This window comes from Allobosea sp. OAE752 (assembly GCF_050433265.1).
Lineage (GTDB): Bacteria > Pseudomonadota > Alphaproteobacteria > Rhizobiales > Beijerinckiaceae > Allobosea > Allobosea spartocytisi.
This window is the reverse complement of the sequence record NZ_JBNPXO010000005.1, coordinates 128418-146203: the sequence shown is the minus strand read 5'-3', so window position 1 is coordinate 146203 and position 17786 is coordinate 128418. Positions and strand designations below refer to the sequence as shown.

Here is a 17786-nt window from a genome sequence, read left to right as displayed (position 1 = left end):
GATCGACGGCGTGCCCGGGAACCCCGCGGTCATCCCGGGCTTGACCCGGGATCCATGCCGGACCCCATCGGAGCAAGGCTCAGGCCCGGATCCCGGATCTCCGCGGAGTTTTCAAATCCCTGGGCCGATCGAGGATTGGACCCGAAGGCTCCGTCCGGGACGACCCGCGTTTCCAAGAACATGCGGCGAGCGTCTACCCGCCGTGGCGCGCGCGCTCCGCCGCGATGCGGGCCTCGGCCTGCGCGATCGCCTCGTCGGGGTCGAGCCCATTGGCGCGGTTCTGCATCGCATAGGCGAACGATCTGCGGACCTCGTCCGGCATGGCCTGCAAGACGGCGTGGAAGCAGGCGCCGCGCGCATCCTGGCAGGCGTGCATCCGCTTGCAGTTTCTGTTCGGGCAGACGCGAAAGATTTCGAGCTGGTCGGTCAGCCGGCGAAACAGGGCGTGCCGCGCCCTCTGGCAGCTCTCGAAATCGGTGATCGGCGGGATGGCGGCTGGGGTGTTCTGGCGTTTCGGCATGGCGGGGCTCCGGTCGGGTGAGGCAGGCGGGATCGTCCGCCCGCGGGGATGCGCAGCGGGGTCGCAAGGGTGGCTAGGCAGGGCTGGCGGAGCGCCGCGAGGCGCAAGGGAATCCGCAACCGTTGAGCCAGGCTGCGGCGCGGCGGGATTGAGCCACCCGTCGCACGCCCCGTGGCGCTCCGCCTTCGGCGATTTCGGACTCCGGGCCGCGCTTATCGGGCTTGGACGGTTCAGGATGGCGGGTTTCGACGCCAGTTCCCCTCATCGGGTTGTCGCGTCGTCGCCGCACCCGTCGTCAACCGCCGGCCGTTCCCAGCGAGCTCCTCGCACAGGGATCGTAATGTCCCCAGGGCGGTGCCCCGAAGCCTCCCGGGAGCAGGGCGTAACCCCCGCCCGCAGGCGCCGACCCTCACCCAACCTCCAGCATACCTCCGGACGGCCGCCCCGTTTGGGTGATAGGCGAGGGCAGGATAGGGCGGGTGAGAAGGGGCGGGGATAAGTTTGCGATCAGGACGGGACGACGAGGGCGCTGTGACGCTTTCACATTAGCTTGGGCTGCTGCTGTTCGCGTTTTGAAGAAAGCCTCTCAAAACAAGGTATTCGCCTCATCGGGCCGCATGGCTTCGAGAATCTTATCGGGTGTGTATGAGCCGAATGCAGGTTTCCGTCTGCCGCCAAACGAGGTATTCTTCACAATTTTTTCGCCAGCTACCTCGTGGAAGAAGAGTTGGCATATACGCATGCCGGGATAAATTCCGACCGGAACTTCACCGCAATTGAATAGCTCTAAAGTTATTGTTCCCGAGAAGCCCGGATGGATACCTGCTGCGGTCTCGATAATTAAACCCATGCGTCCAAGCGCAGATTTTCCTGAAATATAGGCTGCGACATCCGACGGGAGCGCTAGCCACTCGAATGTGCTGGCCAATACGAAGCGGTTGGGGTGAAGAACGAACTTCTGGCCGAATGGGACGAAGGAAGTCTTCCCTTCGCGAGCCGAAAATTGTCCTTCATCGCGCGGTTTGGCGAAGTCGATCAGGCTTGTTCTTGTCTGCTGTAGTAAAGTAAACCATCGGCCCAGTCGAAGGTCGACCGACGTTCGCCCGATTTGGGCGTCATCCACCTCAAAGGGGTCTGGCACCAAAACAATGCGCTCGTTGGTATCGAGCGAGCTGTCTACCATACGCTTTCTAACTTCTAGGGTGCTAAGCATTTCGGAAGCTCGCAAACTCTAGATTTTCAGCTGACTTAATAACTAAATCGGTCAAGAATGGAATCAGGTCGACGCCGTGGTCAGCTAGTCGCTGCGCCTTTACAGGGTCGTTGTAAACGGCCCACGCGGCGTTGATAAGAGCGCCCAGTTGAGTTTGATCGCCAACAGGGCGCCCATGCTCGAAGCAGGAAAGCGCCTTTTCACTGCCGGCCAAATCAGTATTAACCGACGCATGCCTAGCCACGTACGAGTATGCAGCACCAAAAACATCAGCAGCGAGTTGCCCAACCGCATCATCTGCCATTCGAATTATGAAATCCGAAGTGGCTATGCCTGAAAACGACTCGTCAGTGAAACGAGCTGAAATATTCGGAACAACAAGATTGATGCCTGAAGAAAATTTTTGAATATATTCAACGCGGGTTTTAGTGTTTGGGTAATCTCCTGAGCGTCTGCCGCTGACTGTGGGCGCAATTAAATAATCAAAAGCATATAGGTAAGAGGCGCCGAATAGTATAGCCCCAACCGCATCGCAGAAAATCTCCTCTAGCTGCCTCATGGTTGAGGCAAGACTCTTGTAAATAATTGGCTGAACGAACATATCATTTCTAATGTCGGCGCCTCTAATTTGAAATATCATCTCGAAATCAGCGCGGTGCTTTTCGTATGCTTGGTAGGTTGCTTCTTCCGCAACAGTCTGAAATTTATCTTTGAAGTCCTTGGCTCGCCAGATGTTATGGCCGAGCTCGTGCCCGGCTGTAGGAAATACGAGCGCATTCTCAGATTCTGATGCGGGAAGGCCAATTAGTACAAATTTAGGAAGCTCCTCCAACCCGAAAGGGTACGTAAAAGGAGAATACCGCCAGTCGGAGGAAATGATCAGCCTAACGTCTTGGCCTACCAAGCGCTGAGAAATTTCTCGGAACGGAAAGTACAATTCAAAGAGATTTCTCGTTGCAGTGGAGCGGACAATGAAGCCCAGGAGCTCCATTATTCGGGTAAGTGTAAAATTTGCCTGTCGTAATAGAGAATTCTGCAGGTTGGCCGGGAATTGAGAGAAAGACGAGAGCCGTCGCTTGGCCGTTTCCGCCTGCGCTTTTAATTCAATAGCTGCCGCTTTACTATCGATATTGGGGTGTTCAGAGCTGATGATTGCATCAGCCTGAGCGATGAGCCTATCAAGTTTTAAAGAAGCATTCGTTGAGAGATCAATAGGCTCGAATTGCCATTCCGTCATGATAGGCCGATGCTCGGAGAAGATCGATACGTTGAGACAGCGATTGGTCGTGTATAGCTACGCAAAAATCTCTTAACCGCGTCAGAAATTCGGAGCCCTTTGAAGGATCGGCTTCGACGAACTTCTCGAGGATATCATAAACGCCGCGTCGAAAATCACCGACTTTGTCTGGCTTGCTCCCCATGACATCGAATGCCGATTCATAGATCGGCAAAAGCGCCAAATCGAGCGGAGCTTGTGAGGTTGTCGGATTTTGGAGCGAGCTGAGGAGAGCCTCCATCAACTCTTTTACGGAAGTCAGGCGCATAGCCCGGCCGTGGATCACGTCCTCGACCTGAATGGCTGCATCCAGCGCTAACTCCCCCAGCTCCGAGGAGGACATGCGACCGGCGATCTTGCTCATATGGCTCTCCCTGTCCCAGCTGACAAAGAACCAGGCTGATTAAGAATCGATCCCTCGACGACGATTTGAAAGGGTCTTCGCACGCCTTGGATCTTGCTGCAATCAGTATGGCTAACGATTCGTTACCAATTTACGTATGGTACGCTTGCGAGCCGAGGAATCCTGTACGCACACTGACGCCAGCTAGGGCTTATTGCAGCGAACCAACAATCGCTGCAACGCTTTCGTAGCCGGACTGCCAGGTCAGGCTGCCCCGTGCTCTGTCTCGATAAGCGTCATATGACGGGTCGCTAAAACGAGTCGAGCGCAGAAGTTTCTCTAATGCATCCGAGATTGGCGGGGATATTTCTTCCCCGTTGGCGCGCCTACTCCGCCGCCTGCCTCGCCACGGTCTTCCCCTTCTTGATCGGCCGGCGCTCCAGCACGTCCTTGAGGAAGCGCGCGGTGTGGCCCTTGCCGATGCGGACGATGTCCTCCGGTGTGCCTTCGGCCACCACTTGGCCGCCGCCGTCGCCGCCTTCGGGGCCCATGTCGATCACCCAGTCGGCGGTCTTCACCACCTCGAGATTGTGCTCGATCACCACCACCGAATTGCCCTGGTCGACCAGCTCGTGCAGCACCTCCATGAGCTTGGCGACGTCGTGGAAATGCAGGCCCGTCGTCGGCTCGTCGAGGATGTAGAGCGTGCGGCCGGTGGCGCGCTTCGACAGTTCCTTGGAGAGCTTGACGCGCTGCGCCTCGCCGCCCGAGAGCGTCGTCGCCTGCTGGCCGACCTTGACATAGTCGAGGCCGACGCGCGCCAGCGTCTCCATCTTGTCGCGGATCGAGGGCACCGCCTTGAACAGGCCCTTCGCCTCCTCGACCGACATGTCGAGCACGTCGGCGATCGACTTGTCGCGATACTTCACCTCGAGGGTCTCGCGGTCGTAGCGCTTGCCCTTGCAGACGTCGCAGGTGACGTAGACATCCGGCAGGAAGTGCATCTCGATCTTGATGACGCCGTCGCCCTGGCAGGCCTCGCAGCGGCCGCCCTTGACGTTGAACGAGAAGCGCCCGGCCTGATAGCCGCGCGCCTTCGCCTCCGGCAGGCCGGCGAACCATTCGCGGATCGGCGTGAAGGCACCGGTATAGGTCGCCGGGTTCGAGCGCGGCGTGCGGCCGATCGGCGACTGGTCGATGTCGATGACCTTGTCGAGATGCTCGATGCCCTCGATCCGGTCATGCGGGGCCGGATGGTCGATCGCGCCGTTCAGCTTGCGCGCCACCGCCTTGTAGAGCGTGTCGATCACCAGCGTCGACTTGCCGCCGCCGGAGACGCCGGTGATGCAGGTGAACATCCCCAGCGGAATCTCGACATCGACATTGCGCAGGTTGTTGCCGCGCGCGCCGACGATCTTGAGGCTGCGGCCCTTCGTGGCCTTGCGACGCTTGGCCGGCACCGCGACCGACATCTCGCCGGTGAGGTATTTGCCGGTGAGCGAATTGGGATCGTCCAGAATGTCCTGCGGGGTGCCCTTGGCGACGATCTCGCCGCCATGGATGCCGGCGCCGGGGCCGACATCGACGACATAGTCGGCCGTCAGGATCGCGTCCTCGTCATGCTCGACCACGATCACCGTGTTGCCGAGGTCGCGCAGGCGCCGCAGCGTGCCGAGCAGGCGCTCATTGTCGCGCTGGTGCAGGCCGATCGAGGGCTCGTCCAGCACATAGAGCACGCCGGTGAGCCCCGAGCCGATCTGTGACGCCAGCCGGATGCGCTGGCTCTCGCCGCCGGACAGCGTGCCCGACGCGCGGGCGAGCGTCAGGTATTCCAGCCCGACATCGAGCAGGAAGGTCAGCCGGTCGCGGATTTCCTTGAGGATGCGCGGGGCGATCTCGTTCTGCTTCTTCGAGAGCCGGGCAGGGAGGTTCGTGACCCAGTCCAGAGCGTCCTTGACCGAGAGCTTCGAGACCTCGCCGATATGGCGCATGTCGATCTTCACCGCCAGCGCCTCGGGCTTCAGGCGATAGCCGTTGCAGGCGGCGCAGGGCGTCTCGGACATGAAGCGGCCGATCTCCTCGCGCGCCCAGTCCGACTCCGTCTCCTTCCAGCGCCGCTCCATATTGGTGATGACGCCCTCGAAGGGCTTCTTCACCTCATAGCTGCGCAGGCCGTCATTATAGGCCATGCGGACGGGCTCGGTGCCGGTGCCGAACAGGATCGCCTTGCGCGCGCTTTCCGGCAGCTCCGACCAGGGCTTGGTCATCGAGAAGCCGAAATGCTTCGCCAGCGATTCCAGCGTCTGGCCGTAATAGGGCGAGGTCGACTTGGCCCAGGGCGCGATCGCGCCCTTCTTCAGGGTGAGCGAATGGTCCGGCACGATCATGTCCGGATCGATCCGCATCTCGTGGCCGAGGCCGTCGCAGACCGGGCAGGCGCCGAACGGGTTGTTGAACGAGAACAGCCGCGGCTCGATCTCGGGAATGGTGAAGCCGGAGACCGGGCAGGCGAATTTCGAGGAGAAGGTGACGCGCTTGGCCTCGCCGTTCTCCTCCTTCTCGTCGGCATATTCGAAGACCGCGATGCCGTCGGTCAGCTCCAGCGCCTGCTCCAGCGAATCCGCCAAGCGCGCGCCGAGATCGGGCCGGATCACGATCCGATCCACGACCACGTCGATGTCGTGCTTGAACTTCTTGTCGAGCGGCGGCGCGTCCGGGATCTCGTAGAACTCGCCATTGACCTTGACGCGCTGGAAGCCGCGCTTCAGCCACTCGGCCATCTCCTTGCGGAACTCGCCCTTGCGGCCGCGCACGACCGGCGCGAGCAGGTAGCCGCGCGTCTTCTCCGGCAGCTCGGTCATGCGGTCGACCATCTGCTGGACGGTCTGGCTCTCGATCGGCAGGCCGGTCGCGGGCGAATAGGGAATGCCGGCGCGCGCCCAGAGCAGGCGCATATAGTCGTGGATCTCGGTGACGGTGCCGACGGTCGAGCGCGGATTCTTCGAGGTCGTCTTCTGCTCGATCGAGATCGCCGGCGAGAGCCCGTCGATCTGGTCGACATCGGGCTTCTGCATCATCTCCAGGAACTGGCGGGCATAGGCCGAGAGCGACTCGACATAGCGGCGCTGGCCTTCGGCATAGATCGTGTCGAAGGCGAGCGAGGACTTGCCCGAGCCGGAGAGGCCCGTGAACACCACGAGCTTGTCGCGCGGAATGGCGAGATCGACATTCTTCAGATTGTGCTCGCGCGCCCCGCGCACCGTGATGGCGCGGCTGTTCGGATCGGCCGCGCGGTTGCGGTCGAACATGTCTTCCAGCGCAGCAGCCTGGGCAGCGGCGGTTTCGGTCTTGCGGGCCATCGGGGCGTCCGTCTCGGAGAAGGCCTAGAGATAGGGCAATTGTCGCGCCATACCAGCCCGGTCCTCCGGGCAGCGGGAATGTTTAGCATGCGGGACGGCCCGGACGGGAGGCAGCCAAGAGCGATGCTGACAGGGGATGGCAGGAACGCAGCTCTTCGGCCACGACCTTCACAAGCCCTCATCCTGAGGAGCCGCGTCAGCGGCGTCTCGAAGGATGCTCCAGTTATCTCAGGCGCCTCCTGGAACATCCTTCGAGACGGGCCTTCAGGCCTCCTCAGGATGAGGGCTGAGGGTAAAGCGCGGCCAGCAGCACCTCAGTGCCGCAGTCCCGGCGCCTCCTGTCCGGTCCGCGCGACATATTCGGTGTAGCCGCCGCCATAGGCGTGGACGCCGTCGGGCGTCAGTTCCAGCACGCGGTTCGACAGGGCCGCGAGGAAATGCCGGTCGTGGCTGACGAACAGCATCGTGCCCTCGAAGGCCGCGAGCGCCTCGATCAGCATCTCCTTGGTGGCGATGTCGAGATGGTTGGTGGGCTCGTCGAGCACGAGGAAATTCGGCGGGTCGTAGAGCATCAGCGCCATGACGAGGCGCGCCTTCTCGCCGCCGGAGAGCACGCGGCAGCGCTTTTCGACATCGTCGCCCGAGAAGCCGAAGCAGCCGGCCAGCGCCCGCAGCGAGCCCTGATTGGCCTGCGGGAAGGCATCCTCCAGCGTCTCGAACACGGTGCGCTCGCCATCGAGCAGCTCCATCGAATGCTGGGCGAAATAGCCGAGCTTGACCCCGGCGCCGAGGGTGACGATCCCGCTATCGGGCTCGGAGGTGCCGGTGACGAGCTTCAGCAGCGTCGACTTGCCGGCGCCGTTGACACCCATGACGCACCAGCGCTCGCGCCGGCGGATCTGGAAGTCGAAGCCATCATAGATGACCTTCTCGCCATAGCGCTTGGCGACGCCCTTCAGGCCCGCGACATCGTCGCCGGAGCGCGGCGCCGGCTGGAACTCGAACTTCACGGTCTGGCGGCGCTTCGGCGGCTCGACGCGCTCGATCTTGTCGAGCTTCTTGACCCGGCTCTGCACCTGCGCGGCATGGGAGGCGCGGGCCTTGAAGCGCTCGATGAAGGCGATCTCCTTGGCCAGCATCGCCTGCTGGCGCTCGAACTGCGCCTGCTGCTGCTTCTCCGAGAGCGCGCGCTGCTGCTGATAGAATTCGTAATCGCCGGAATAGGTGGTGAGCGAGCCGCCGTCGATCTCGACGATCTTGCCGACGATGCGGTTCATGAAGGAGCGGTCATGCGAGGTCATGAGGAGCGCGCCCTCATAGCCCTTGAGGAACTCCTCCAGCCAGATCAGGCTCTCGATGTCGAGATGGTTCGACGGCTCGTCGAGCAGCATGGCGTCCGGGGCCATCAGCAGGATGCGGGCGAGCGCGACGCGCATCTTCCAGCCGCCGGAGAGCGCGCCGACATCGCCCTCGACCATCGCCGGGCTGAAGCCGAGGCCGTCGAGGACCTCGCGGGCGCGGCCGTCGAGCGCATAGCCGTCGAGCTCCTCGAAGCGGCCCTGCACCTCGCCATAACGCAGGACGATTTCCTCCATCTCGTCGGCGCGGTCGGGATCGGCCATGGCGGCTTCCAGCGCGGCGAGCTCGGCCGCGACGCTCGAAACCGGGCCGGCGCCGTCCATCACGGCCGAGACGACGCTCATGCCGGCCATCTCGCCGACATCCTGGCTGAAATAGCCGATGGTGATGCCGCGATCGATCGAGACCTGGCCCTCATCGGGCGCTTCCTCGCCGGTGATGAGGCGGAACAGCGTGGTCTTGCCGGCGCCGTTGGGGCCGACGAGGCCGATCTTCTCGCCCTTCTGCAAGGCCGCGGAGGCCTCGATGAAGACGATCTGCTTGCCGTTCTGCTTGCTGATGTTTTCGAGCCGGATCATGGGGTACTGCGAGCTGCTGTGATTGTTCGACCGGGATGAATTTGCCGGTCATTTCGGGACAGGCTCCAGGCTCGAACCTGAGGCCTATGAATGGAAGGCTTGCCGCGTCATGGTCGGGCTTGTCCCGACCATCCACGTCTTCTCTGGTCGAGTGTCGCGTTCAAGACGTGGATGCTCGCCACAAGGGCGAGCATGACGGCCGCGGAAGGGCGTGGGAGCGTTCGGCGGGTGTCGGTCGCCTCAGGCCGCTTCCGCCAGGCTCGCCACCGCCGCCGCGACGCCGCCGGAGCCGTGCGGGATGTCCTTGGCCTGCAAGGCCATCTCGACGGCGCCGAGCGTGCCCAGCAGCGAGGCCGCGTTGAAATGGCCCATATGGGCGATACGGAAGGCCTTGCCGCTATAGTCGCCGATGCCGAGCCCGAGCGAGACGCCGCAGACGTCGCGCGTGAAATCGGTGATGGTGGCGACATCGAAGCCCGGCGTCAGGATCGTCGTCACCGAGGGCGCGCGCTCCTGCGGCTCGGCAACGCCGAAGCCCAGCGCCTGGCCGCTGGCCCAGGTTTCGACCGCCGCATGCGTCGCCTTCGCCAGCGCGGCATGGCGACGCCAGATTGCCTCCAGCCCTTCCTCGAAGATCATGTCGAGCGCGGCGCGCTGGCCGAGGAGCAGATGCTCCGGCGCGGTGCCGCAATGCTTCATATAGGCCAGCGTGTTCATGCGGCCGCTCCAGTCCCAGTAGCCGCTGCGCATGTCGGCGCGGGCATGGGCCGCCAGCGCCTTTTCGTTGGCCGCGACGAAGGCCAGGCCGGGCGAGGACATCAGCCCCTTCTGCGAGGCGGAGACGGCGACGTCGATCCGCCAGGCGTCCATCTCGAATTCCATGCAGCCGACCGAGGCGACGCCGTCGACCATGAACAGGGCAGGGTGCCCGGCGGCATCGATCGCCCGGCGGATCGCCGGGATGTCGTTGACGACGCCGGCGGCGGTGTCGATCTGCACCACCATCACCGCCTTGATCGCGTGGGCCGTATCGGCGCGCAGCCGGGCCTCGACGGTGGCGGGATCGACCGCGCGACGCCAGCTTCCCGCCAGCATCTCGACATCGGCGCCCATGAACCGCGCCATCTCGCCCCAGCCGGTCGCGAAGCGCCCGCTCTCCAGCACCAGCACCTTGTCGCCGCGCGACAGCACATTGGTGAAGGCTGCCTCCCAGCCGCCATGGCCGTTGGCGGCATAGACGAAGGTCTCGCCGCCGGTGCGGAAGATGCGCTTGAGATCGGCCAGCACCGAATCCGTCAGCCTGACGATGCTGGCCGAGCTCAGTTCCTCGGCCGGGCGCATCATCGCCTGCAGCACGCGGTCGGGGATATTGGTCGGGCCGGGCATAGCGAGCAGCGGCCGGCCATTGGCCAGGGTCATCGGAGATCCTCGGGCTGGGAAAAGCGGACTTCCGCAGCCAATCCGACATATCGGCGTCGCGCGCAAGCGGCTGCGCGGCATTGCGCGCCCTCCCGCGGCGCATGATGCGGGGCGCACGGCTTTCGCGGTCGGGCCTTGCATCCGGCGCGGGAAAGCGCTCACAAGGCGGCACCGGAGTCGCGGCGACGCGGCGCCGATCATGCTTACGGAGCAACCATGACCGATCTCGTTCTCGCTCGCCCGTTCAGCCCGCTGCGCCTGGAAAGCCGCTCGCTCGCCTGGCGGACGGCCGCTGTGCTCGTCGGCACGCTGCTGCTGGCGCTCTCCTCGCAGATCAAGGTGCCGATGGTGCCGGTGCCGATGACGATGCAGACCTTCGCCGTCACGCTGATCGGCGCGCTCTATGGCTGGCGCCTCGGCGCCGTCACGGTGATCGCCTGGCTGCTCGAAGGCGTGGCGGGCCTGCCGGTCTTCGCGGGCGCGCTCGGCGGTGCCGCCTATGTCGCCGGCCCGACCGGCGGCTATCTGCTGGCCTTCCCCTTCGCCGCGGCTTTGACGGGCTTCCTCGCCCAGCGCGGCTGGAACGGCCGCCGGATCGGCCTCGCGACGCTCTCCATGCTCGCCGGCAACGCGCTCTGCCTCGTGCTGGGCACAGCCTGGCTCGCGACCTTCATCGGCATGGAGAAGGCCATCGCGGTCGGCGCGACGCCCTTCCTGCTCGGCGCGATCCTGAAATCCGCCCTGGCGGCCGCGACGCTGAAGGCTTTCGCGCCGCGCGGCTGAGCGAGCGCTTCGTTCAACAAGAACTGCGCCGTCATTCCGGGCTTGCCCCGGAATGACGGCCTCCTCCGGTCCTGACAGACGCTGACAGGACCGGAACTGGCTTCGCCCGCCATCCTGCGCGATGCTGAGGGCACGGAGCCGGGTCCCCGTTCGCCCTGTGGTGGAACTTTTGGCGGACTTCCGCGCTTCGTGGACATGACCGATCGTCAGGTGCACGATCGGGGTCACAGCCAGCGGGGGAATGCGATGATGAAAGCCCTATTGCGAGGCGCAGCCCTGATGCTCGGCCTCGGCCTGGCCGCTCCCGTCCTCGCCTGCGAGCTCGACCGGCCGCTGAAGATCGCCGGGCTCGACTACGACTCCGCCGCCTTCCACACCGCCGTCGCCAGCGCCATCGCGGAGAAGGGCTTCGGCTGCAAGGTCGAGCGCGTGCCGGGCGCCATCGCCCCGCTGGTCAACGGCATGGGGCGCGGCGATGTCGATATCGTCATGGAGATCTGGCTGGCGAACCCGGTCGAGGCCTGGGTGAAGGAGGCCGCGGCCGGCAAGGTCGAGCCGCTGGGCACGACCTTCCCCGATGCGAGCGAGGGCTGGTTCGTGCCGCGCTATCTGGTCTCCGGCCCGGATGCGAAGGCCCCCGAGCTGAAATCGGTCCAGGATCTCAAGCGCTACAAGGATCTCTTCGCCGACCCCGACGAGCCCGGCAAGGGCCGCTTCTACAACTGCGTCGCCGGCTGGGTCTGCGAGGGTATCAACACCAAGAAGCTCGCGGCCTACGGGCTGGCGCAGGATTTCACCAACACGCGTGGCGGCTCGGGCGAGGCGCTGGTCGCCGCGATCGAGGCCTCGCTGAAGCGCAAGCGGCCGGTGGTGTTCTATTACTGGGGGCCGAGCTGGCTGCTCGGCGCCTATGATCTCGTCAAACTCGAGGAGCCACCCTTCGATCCCAAGATCTGGGAGGAACTCAAGACGAGCGACGCGCCGAAGCAGGCGACGGCCTATCCGACGAGCCGCGTCGTCATCGGCGCCAATATCGATCTGGCGAAGAAGGCGCCGCAGCTCGCGAGCTTCCTGAAGAACTACACCACCACCAGCGACCTGACCTCGAAGATGCTGGCCGAGGCGCGCGAGAAGGGCGTGACGCCGGAGCAGCAGGCGCTCGTCTTCCTCAAGACGAAAGCCGATGTCTGGAAGGCGTGGCTGCCGGCCGATATCGCCGCCAAGGTCGCATCCGGCCTGTGATTCCGGACTGGCTGCCGGAATTCGGCAAGGCGCTGCAAAGGCTGGTCAACCGCGCGGTCGATGCCGTCGTCACCGGCTATGGCGACGATCTCGACGGTTTCAGCGCGCTGCTGACGGCCCCGGTGCGCGGTGTCGAGACGGCTCTCCTTCACGTCCCGGTGCCGGTCTTCGTCTTGGCCATCGCGGTCGGCGCCTGGCTCGCGGGGCGCAAGATCGGCTTCGCGCTGGCGATGGCGCTTCTGCCGCTGGTCCTCGCCGGTCTTGGCGTCTGGAACGAGGCGATGCAGTCGCTGGCGCTCGTCGTCGTCGCCGTGTTGCTGGTCGCCATTCTCGGCCTGCCGCTCGGCATCGCCGCCGCGCGGCTGCCGCGGCTGGGGCGGGCGCTCGCGCCCTTCTACGACCTGATGCAGACCATCCCGAGCTTCGTCTACCTGATCCCGGTGGCGATGGTGCTGGGGCTGGGACGGGCGCCGGCGCTGGTGGCGACGCTGATCTACGCCTTGCCGCCCTTCGCGCGACTGACCGAGCTTGGCCTGCGCGGCATCGACGCCGGGCTGGTGCAGGCGGCCCGCGCGCTCGGCCTCGGCCCGCGCCAGACGCTCTGGCTCGTCGAATTGCCATTGGCGCGGCCGACCATCCTGCAGGGGCTCAACCAGGCGATCATGATGGCGCTCGCCATGGTCGTGGTCGCCTCGATGATCGGCGCGAAGGGGCTGGGCGAGATCGTCCTTCTCGGCCTGCAGCGGGCCGATCCCGGCCTCGGCTTCGTCGGCGGCATGGCGATCGTCGTGCTCGCCATCCTGCTCGACCGGATGGCGCAGGCGGTTCTGGGCGCGCGGCGTCCGCTTGCCTGACCGAGCCCGGCCGGCCGCTGCGGGAACTTCGGCGGAGCGGCGAATCAGCCGGGGAAAACCTCGCTTGAGCCCCTTGAACAAAACAGGAACATCATTGATATTGGGTGAACAGGCCGATAGGGTTCGGCTCCGGTCGATCGGCCGGATGTGATTGGAGCTCCCGACGAGACCCGGAAGGCCTCGACGGGCGCTTGGTGCGCAGGAAATGGAGCCTGTCATGGCTGGTAGCGTCAACAAGGTCATTCTGGTCGGCAATCTCGGGCGCGACCCGGAGGTGCGTCGCCTCGGCAGCGGCGAGCCTGTCGTCAATCTGCGGATCGCCACCTCGGAAACCTGGCGCGACAAGCAGTCCGGCGAGCGCAAGGAGCGCACCGAGTGGCACTCGGTCGTGATCTTCAACGAGAATCTGGCGAAGATCGCCGAGCAGTACCTGAAGAAGGGCTCGAAGATTTACATCGAGGGCCAGCTCCAGACCCGCAAATGGCAGGACCAGTCCGGCGTCGAGAAATACACCACCGAGATCGTGCTGCAGCGTTTCCGCGGCGAGCTCACCATCCTCGACAGCCGCCAGGGCGGCTCGGAGGAGTATAGCGAAGGCGGCAGCGGTGGCGGCTATGGGGAAGAGCGCTCCGGTGGCGGCGGCTCCTTCGGTCGCTCCAGCGCGATGGGCGGCAGCGGCGGCGGCTCGCGCCAGCCGGCCATGTCGAGCGGCGGCGGTGGCGGCGGACGCTCCTCGTCGAGCCATCTCGACGACGATATCCCGTTCTAAACTGCGGTACTTGCAGGCTTGCAAGCTGTCCTCGTAACGAGTTGGTCCGATTGATGAAATCGGGCCAATTTGTTGAGGGAAATGCAACCCGCCCCTTGTGCGCTATGCGGGTCTTTGGTCTCGTCAACCAAGGGCTCCTAAGGGGCTATGTATAAGCACGTTGTACCTTACCGGGTCATGCAGAGCCGGCTTCCGTCCGGCGAGCGCGTCCCGCGCATCGTCGATGGCGCCGGCATCGTCGCGTTCGATCCGACGATCGACGCGGTTCATGTCCTGCGTGTCTTAAGAGGCTCTGCCGGCACCATGGAAGCCCATTTCCGCACGATTTGGTCCTGACCCCGGCAACGGCTTCCGGCATCGCGTTCGCGTGGTTTGAGGATCACTGGGCTCCCCCGCAATGTGCGGGGTCGTGACCATAATGTGCAGTTTCCGGGGCATTTTTGCAGCGTGCGGAACCGCCGGCGATCCGGGAGGTTTGCGATCTCAACTGGGGGCAACCAGGAGATCGATCGATGAGAAAGATCATTCTTGCTGCTGCGGTCACGCTGGCTCCTTTGACGGCGCTCGCGCAGAACCCTGAAGGGGCTCGCGGCGGTGCCGCGGCCGGCGCCGCGGCTGGTGCGGTCGGCGGGGCTGTTGTTGGCGGTCCGGTCGGTGCCGTGGTCGGTGGAGTCGGCGGCGCCGTGGTCGGTGGCATCACGGGCGACGCCACGCCCCGCTTCAAGACCTACGTGACCGAACACGAAGTGCCTTCATACACCTACCGCGAGGATGTGCGGGTCGGGGCTGTTCTGCCCGAGCGCGGCGTGACCTATCGGGAAGTTCCGCCCGAATATGGGGCCGCCAAAGGCTATCGATACACGATCGTGAATGACCGTACCGTCATCGTTGAGCCGAAAACGCGGAAAATTATCCAAGTGATCGAATAGCGAGCGATGGCGATGGCCCGGTCTCATCCTTGAGACCGGGCTTTATTGTTTCAGGCGACATCGTGGCAGTGACGAGCCTGTTCCTCGACATACCGCCGCCTCGTCTCGGCCGTGTTGGGAAGACCTTCCCTTTCGAGCCAAGCGACGAACTCATGCGGTCGAATGGTGACGATTTCGAGCGCTCGCCCTCGGGCCAGCCACGCATTCATCACAGCGACGGCCTGGCGATGCCACGTCTCGTAATCGGTCGGCATCTCGTCCCGATCTTGAGCAAGCTTCAACAGCGCGGCGAAGTCCTCCGGCTCGTACCAGGGGAGGGCGACCGTATAGGCATCTACCGTAGGTTTCATGGCGACACCGGCCTCCCTGAATCAGGGGGAAGGTAAGAAGGGGACACCACAACCAGAGTGTCCCGATGACGTTGGGAAATGTCAACCGCATCCGACTGCCGAGCGCGGCCTTCGTGCCTCTGCGCATGCATCACCCGGTCCGTGATGTTCGTGGGCGTCACAACGAGACATAAGAGCTGCGATATCGCACGCAGATGTCAGGGTGCCTTCATCAGGCCGCGAGCTGGCCCAAGGCCCGCTCGATGCGAGAGCAACGCGCCGAGGCGCGCACTTTCGCGTAGCTGCTCTGCAGGCGGCCGCTCGCATAGGCGTCAATGACGATGGCGTGGACATAGCTTTTCCGCACGACGGCTGGCGTGTTGACGAGCCGCTCCGAAATTATGCGCATGATGTCGGCGATCTGCCGCTTGCGGCCCATCTCGCTGACGGCCTCTTCACCGCCGAGGAGCAGCTCGGCAGCAGCCGCATTGGCCGCGAGCATCCTCAGATCCTTGCTGCTGATCCGCTGCCCGCTAGCCCTCCTGAGATATGCGTTGATCTCGTCGGCGCTGATCGGCGCGACGCTGCCGTCCTCGCGCAGATATTGCAGCAGGCGCGCGCCTGGGAGGGCGGATATCCGCCCGATGGCACGCGCGAGAGCTGGAGCCTCGACGGTGCAGGCGATATCCTTGCTGCTCTTGCCGCGGAAGTGCAGCGCAATTCGTGGGCCGGTGATGTCGACATGTCGCTTCAGCAAGGTCGACGCGCCACGGCTTCCATTGGCCTTGGCATAGGCCTCGTTGCCCACACGGATATGGCAGCGGTCCATGATGGCGGCGGCGCAGGCCAACGCCTTGTCATGGCCAAGCTGTCGTGAGCGCAAATCCTTGGCGATCCGGGCTCGCAGCTTGGGGAGCGCCGCGATCAGGCACGCCAGCCGCTTGAGCTTGCGACGCTCTCGCACCTTCTCCCAGTCCGGATGATAGCGATGCTGGATGCGCCCCGCCTCGTCACGCCCGATCGCCTGAAGATGCGCTGCCGGATCGTCCGCGATGCGGACATCCTCGTAAGCGGGGGGAATGGCGAGAGAACGGATGCGAGCCAGGATCTCTTCATCCGTGATCCTGTTGTCGTTCGCATCTCGATAGCTGAAGAAGCGGCCGCGCCGTACGCGGCGGATGACAAGTTCGTCCGAGGAGACCCGCCGCAGGCGTTTCACGGCGGGGCGTTGCTTGGCATGTCGGGAAGCGGCCATGGGCGCGGACTCACGGATTGTCGCGAGACAATGCCCGGGGGCTGGAGATGGTTCCGAATGGGAGCCGTCTCGCTCTGCGCCGGAAAGATCCACCGTCCCTTCAGCCGGGCCTCGCCCTGCCAATTCGCCGGCAGCCATTCCGAAAGCCGTCTTCCACTTTGCGAGCCGATGTTATCGCGTCGCGCGATAGCATCGGCTCGCCTCACGCCGGGCGCGACATCACCAGCCGCAGCGAGCCGTCGAAGCTCGGCTGGCCGCGCAGGGCGCCGTAACGGGCATCCCAGGCGCCGGTTTCGAGGTCGCGACGCAGCCGCTCCACCGAGGCCGCGTTTTCCGCTGGATCGACGAAGCTCCAGGCCGAGCAGGCCGAGCGCGCGCCCTCGTCGAGGAAGCATTCCGGCCGCCCGTAATAGGCTTCGTTGAAGCCGTCGCGGCAGGCGAGGGGGATCGCGACCGGCACGATCTCGACCTGGCCGCCGAGCACTGCGCCGATATGGTCGAGCGCGGGATAGCGCCTCGCCTCGGTCGCCAGTACCTTCGGCGCGTAGTCGGCGAGCCAGAAGGCTTCGACCAGCGCGGGGTCGCAGGACAGGATGACGACCGGCCCGCGCGTCACCCGGCGCATTTCGCGCAGGCCCGCATCGAGATCCTGCCATTGATGCACCGTGAAGGTCGCCATGGCCGCGTCGAAGGACCGGTCGGGGAAGGGCAAGGTCTCCGCCGTCGCGTCGATGGCAACGGCGATCTCGGCCGGGCGCTGCGCCCTCATCGAGGCGGAAGGCTCGACGGCGGTGACGTCGCGGCCGCGCGGTTCATAGGAGCCCGCACCGGCGCCGACATTGAGGATGGTTCCGGCCGGGCCGAGCGCAGCCTCGATCTGCGCCGCAATGGCGGGCTCGGGCTGGCGATAGGAGGCGTAGCCGCGTCCGATCCGGCCGTAATCGGCATCGCCGGCACTGCCATCGGCATGGCGCGCCGCAGCGGTCGCGTTCATATCCATCTCGTCACCTCAATCACCGGAGCCGGAAAGCCAGAGCGGCAGCACATGGTCGCGCGTCAATGGCGCCAATGTGACAGTCGCCGCGACGCCCGGCATCAGCCAGGCGATCTCGGCGATTTCTGCCGCCGGCCGTGGTGTCTCGTCGGAAACGAGCCGGAAGATCTCGGCCTCCACCGTGAAGCCCGGCTCGTTGGCCGCGGGCGCCGCAAATCGGCCCAGAAAGGCCAGCGCTTCGCGGCGCTCCGTCAGCCCCAATTCCTCCTGCAACTCGCGCAGCAGCGCGGCTCCCGGCTCCTCCCGCGCCTCGATCTTGCCGCCCGGCTGCATGAAGCTTTCCGTGCCGCGCTTGCGGACCAGCAGGAGGCGATTGCGGCTGTCGGTCAGCAATGCGGCGGCGATGCGGATGGGGCGGCTGGGGTGGGGCATCGCGAGCAGTGAACTCTCGGTTGCGGCCAGGCGGGGCGAGGGCGGTTCGCTTGCCGCGCATGGCGAAGCCCGGCCGATGGTGCTATAGCATCGCGCGAAAAGTGGACGCCACTTTTCGGGACAATCCGATGC

The 17786-nt window shown here is 64.6% G+C and carries 17 protein-coding genes; 6 read left to right on the top strand and 11 right to left on the bottom strand.

Annotated elements, in window-relative coordinates:
• Positions 1-193: 193 nt before the first annotated feature.
• The 7 genes from GGC47_RS14765 to GGC47_RS14735 all read right to left on the bottom strand — a co-directional run bounded on the left by GGC47_RS14765 (position 194) and on the right by GGC47_RS14735 (position 10067).
• Positions 194-520 carry a hypothetical protein gene (locus GGC47_RS14765; protein WP_142020887.1) on the bottom strand — a complete coding sequence of 109 codons (327 nt, stop codon included), beginning with the start codon at positions 518-520 and terminating at the stop codon, positions 194-196.
• Between the two features lie 586 nt (positions 521-1106).
• Positions 1107-1703 carry a dCTP deaminase gene (gene dcd / locus GGC47_RS14760; RefSeq protein ID WP_185747831.1) on the bottom strand — a complete coding sequence of 199 codons (597 nt, stop codon included), beginning with the start codon at positions 1701-1703 and terminating at the stop codon, positions 1107-1109.
• Positions 1704-1725: 22 nt separating this feature from the next.
• Positions 1726-2970: a hypothetical protein gene (locus GGC47_RS14755; RefSeq protein ID WP_142020889.1), complete on the bottom strand. Its 1245-nt coding sequence runs from the start codon at positions 2968-2970 to the stop codon at positions 1726-1728.
• Positions 2942-3373 (bottom strand): hypothetical protein, encoded by a 432-nt coding sequence (locus tag GGC47_RS14750; protein WP_142020890.1) that lies wholly within the window; start codon positions 3371-3373, stop codon positions 2942-2944. Before GGC47_RS14750 ends, GGC47_RS14755 begins: the two co-directional genes overlap by 29 nt.
• 365 nt (positions 3374-3738) lie before the next feature.
• Positions 3739-6660, bottom strand: coding sequence for an excinuclease ABC subunit UvrA (gene uvrA / locus GGC47_RS14745; protein ID WP_429068533.1), 2922 nt, complete (start codon positions 6658-6660; stop codon positions 3739-3741).
• A 365-nt stretch (positions 6661-7025) separates the two neighbouring features.
• A complete protein-coding gene (locus GGC47_RS14740) occupies positions 7026-8648 on the bottom strand; it encodes an ABC-F family ATP-binding cassette domain-containing protein (protein ID WP_142020892.1) in 1623 nt (540 codons plus the stop codon).
• Positions 8649-8888: 240 nt separating this feature from the next.
• Positions 8889-10067: a pyridoxal-phosphate-dependent aminotransferase family protein gene (locus GGC47_RS14735; protein ID WP_429068441.1), complete on the bottom strand. Its 1179-nt coding sequence runs from the start codon at positions 10065-10067 to the stop codon at positions 8889-8891.
• A gap of 216 nt (positions 10068-10283) precedes the next feature.
• On the opposite strand from GGC47_RS14735, the gene GGC47_RS14730 reads away from it, so the two are divergent.
• The 6 genes from GGC47_RS14730 to GGC47_RS14705 all read left to right on the top strand — a co-directional run bounded on the left by GGC47_RS14730 (position 10284) and on the right by GGC47_RS14705 (position 14644).
• Positions 10284-10850, top strand: a complete 567-nt coding sequence (locus tag GGC47_RS14730; RefSeq protein WP_112762175.1) for a biotin transporter BioY — start codon at positions 10284-10286, stop codon at positions 10848-10850.
• A 246-nt stretch (positions 10851-11096) separates the two neighbouring features.
• A complete protein-coding gene (locus GGC47_RS14725) occupies positions 11097-12092 on the top strand; it encodes an ABC transporter substrate-binding protein (RefSeq protein ID WP_210245586.1) in 996 nt (331 codons plus the stop codon).
• The gene (locus tag GGC47_RS14720; protein WP_429068440.1) at positions 12089-12946 is read left to right on the top strand and encodes an ABC transporter permease; all 858 of its coding nucleotides are present in this window, start codon (positions 12089-12091) and stop codon (positions 12944-12946) included. The genes GGC47_RS14725 and GGC47_RS14720 overlap by 4 nt, the downstream gene beginning before the upstream one ends.
• Positions 12947-13163: 217 nt before the next feature.
• A complete protein-coding gene (ssb, locus tag GGC47_RS14715) occupies positions 13164-13715 on the top strand; it encodes a single-stranded DNA-binding protein (protein WP_038367469.1) in 552 nt (183 codons plus the stop codon).
• A gap of 147 nt (positions 13716-13862) precedes the next feature.
• The gene (locus tag GGC47_RS14710; protein ID WP_370954261.1) at positions 13863-14051 is read left to right on the top strand and encodes a hypothetical protein; all 189 of its coding nucleotides are present in this window, start codon (positions 13863-13865) and stop codon (positions 14049-14051) included.
• 176 nt (positions 14052-14227) lie between these two features.
• Complete coding sequence (locus GGC47_RS14705) at positions 14228-14644, top strand: DUF1236 domain-containing protein (RefSeq protein ID WP_370954262.1); 417 nt, start codon at positions 14228-14230, stop codon at positions 14642-14644.
• A 50-nt stretch (positions 14645-14694) separates the two neighbouring features.
• Here the strand turns inward: GGC47_RS14705 and GGC47_RS14700 are convergent, their stop codons facing one another.
• The 4 genes from GGC47_RS14700 to GGC47_RS14685 all read right to left on the bottom strand — a co-directional run bounded on the left by GGC47_RS14700 (position 14695) and on the right by GGC47_RS14685 (position 17654).
• Positions 14695-14994 (bottom strand): hypothetical protein, encoded by a 300-nt coding sequence (locus tag GGC47_RS14700; protein ID WP_038367462.1) that lies wholly within the window; start codon positions 14992-14994, stop codon positions 14695-14697.
• Between the two features lie 211 nt (positions 14995-15205).
• Entirely contained in the window at positions 15206-16321 is a 1116-nt protein-coding gene (locus GGC47_RS14695) for a DNA topoisomerase IB (RefSeq protein WP_429068439.1), read from the bottom strand.
• Between the two features lie 109 nt (positions 16322-16430).
• Entirely contained in the window at positions 16431-17222 is a 792-nt protein-coding gene (locus GGC47_RS14690) for a class I SAM-dependent methyltransferase (protein WP_370954264.1), read from the bottom strand.
• Positions 17223-17237: 15 nt separating this feature from the next.
• Positions 17238-17654, bottom strand: coding sequence for an NUDIX hydrolase (locus GGC47_RS14685; RefSeq protein ID WP_429068438.1), 417 nt, complete (start codon positions 17652-17654; stop codon positions 17238-17240).
• Positions 17655-17786 lie beyond the last annotated feature (132 nt).

Bases quoted from the DNA above. Each gene is read 5' to 3' on its own strand.
- GGC47_RS14765 (WP_142020887.1), bottom strand. From the start codon at position 520: ATGCCGAAACGCCAGAACACCCCAGCCGCCATCCCGCCGATCACCGAT.
- dcd (WP_185747831.1), bottom strand. From the start codon at position 1,703: ATGGTAGACAGCTCGCTCGATACCAACGAGCGCATTGTTTTGGTGCCA.
- GGC47_RS14755 (WP_142020889.1), bottom strand. From the start codon at position 2,970: ATGACGGAATGGCAATTCGAGCCTATTGATCTCTCAACGAATGCTTCT.
- GGC47_RS14750 (WP_142020890.1), bottom strand. From the start codon at position 3,373: ATGAGCAAGATCGCCGGTCGCATGTCCTCCTCGGAGCTGGGGGAGTTA.
- uvrA (WP_429068533.1), bottom strand. From the start codon at position 6,660: ATGTTCGACCGCAACCGCGCGGCCGATCCGAACAGCCGCGCCATCACG.
- GGC47_RS14740 (WP_142020892.1), bottom strand. From the start codon at position 8,648: ATGATCCGGCTCGAAAACATCAGCAAGCAGAACGGCAAGCAGATCGTC.
- GGC47_RS14735 (WP_429068441.1), bottom strand. From the start codon at position 10,067: ATGACCCTGGCCAATGGCCGGCCGCTGCTCGCTATGCCCGGCCCGACC.
- GGC47_RS14730 (WP_112762175.1), top strand. From the start codon at position 10,284: ATGACCGATCTCGTTCTCGCTCGCCCGTTCAGCCCGCTGCGCCTGGAA.
- GGC47_RS14725 (WP_210245586.1), top strand. From the start codon at position 11,097: ATGATGAAAGCCCTATTGCGAGGCGCAGCCCTGATGCTCGGCCTCGGC.
- ssb (WP_038367469.1), top strand. From the start codon at position 13,164: ATGGCTGGTAGCGTCAACAAGGTCATTCTGGTCGGCAATCTCGGGCGC.
- GGC47_RS14710 (WP_370954261.1), top strand. From the start codon at position 13,863: ATGTATAAGCACGTTGTACCTTACCGGGTCATGCAGAGCCGGCTTCCG.
- GGC47_RS14705 (WP_370954262.1), top strand. From the start codon at position 14,228: ATGAGAAAGATCATTCTTGCTGCTGCGGTCACGCTGGCTCCTTTGACG.
- GGC47_RS14700 (WP_038367462.1), bottom strand. From the start codon at position 14,994: ATGAAACCTACGGTAGATGCCTATACGGTCGCCCTCCCCTGGTACGAG.
- GGC47_RS14690 (WP_370954264.1), bottom strand. From the start codon at position 17,222: ATGAACGCGACCGCTGCGGCGCGCCATGCCGATGGCAGTGCCGGCGAT.
- GGC47_RS14685 (WP_429068438.1), bottom strand. From the start codon at position 17,654: ATGCCCCACCCCAGCCGCCCCATCCGCATCGCCGCCGCATTGCTGACC.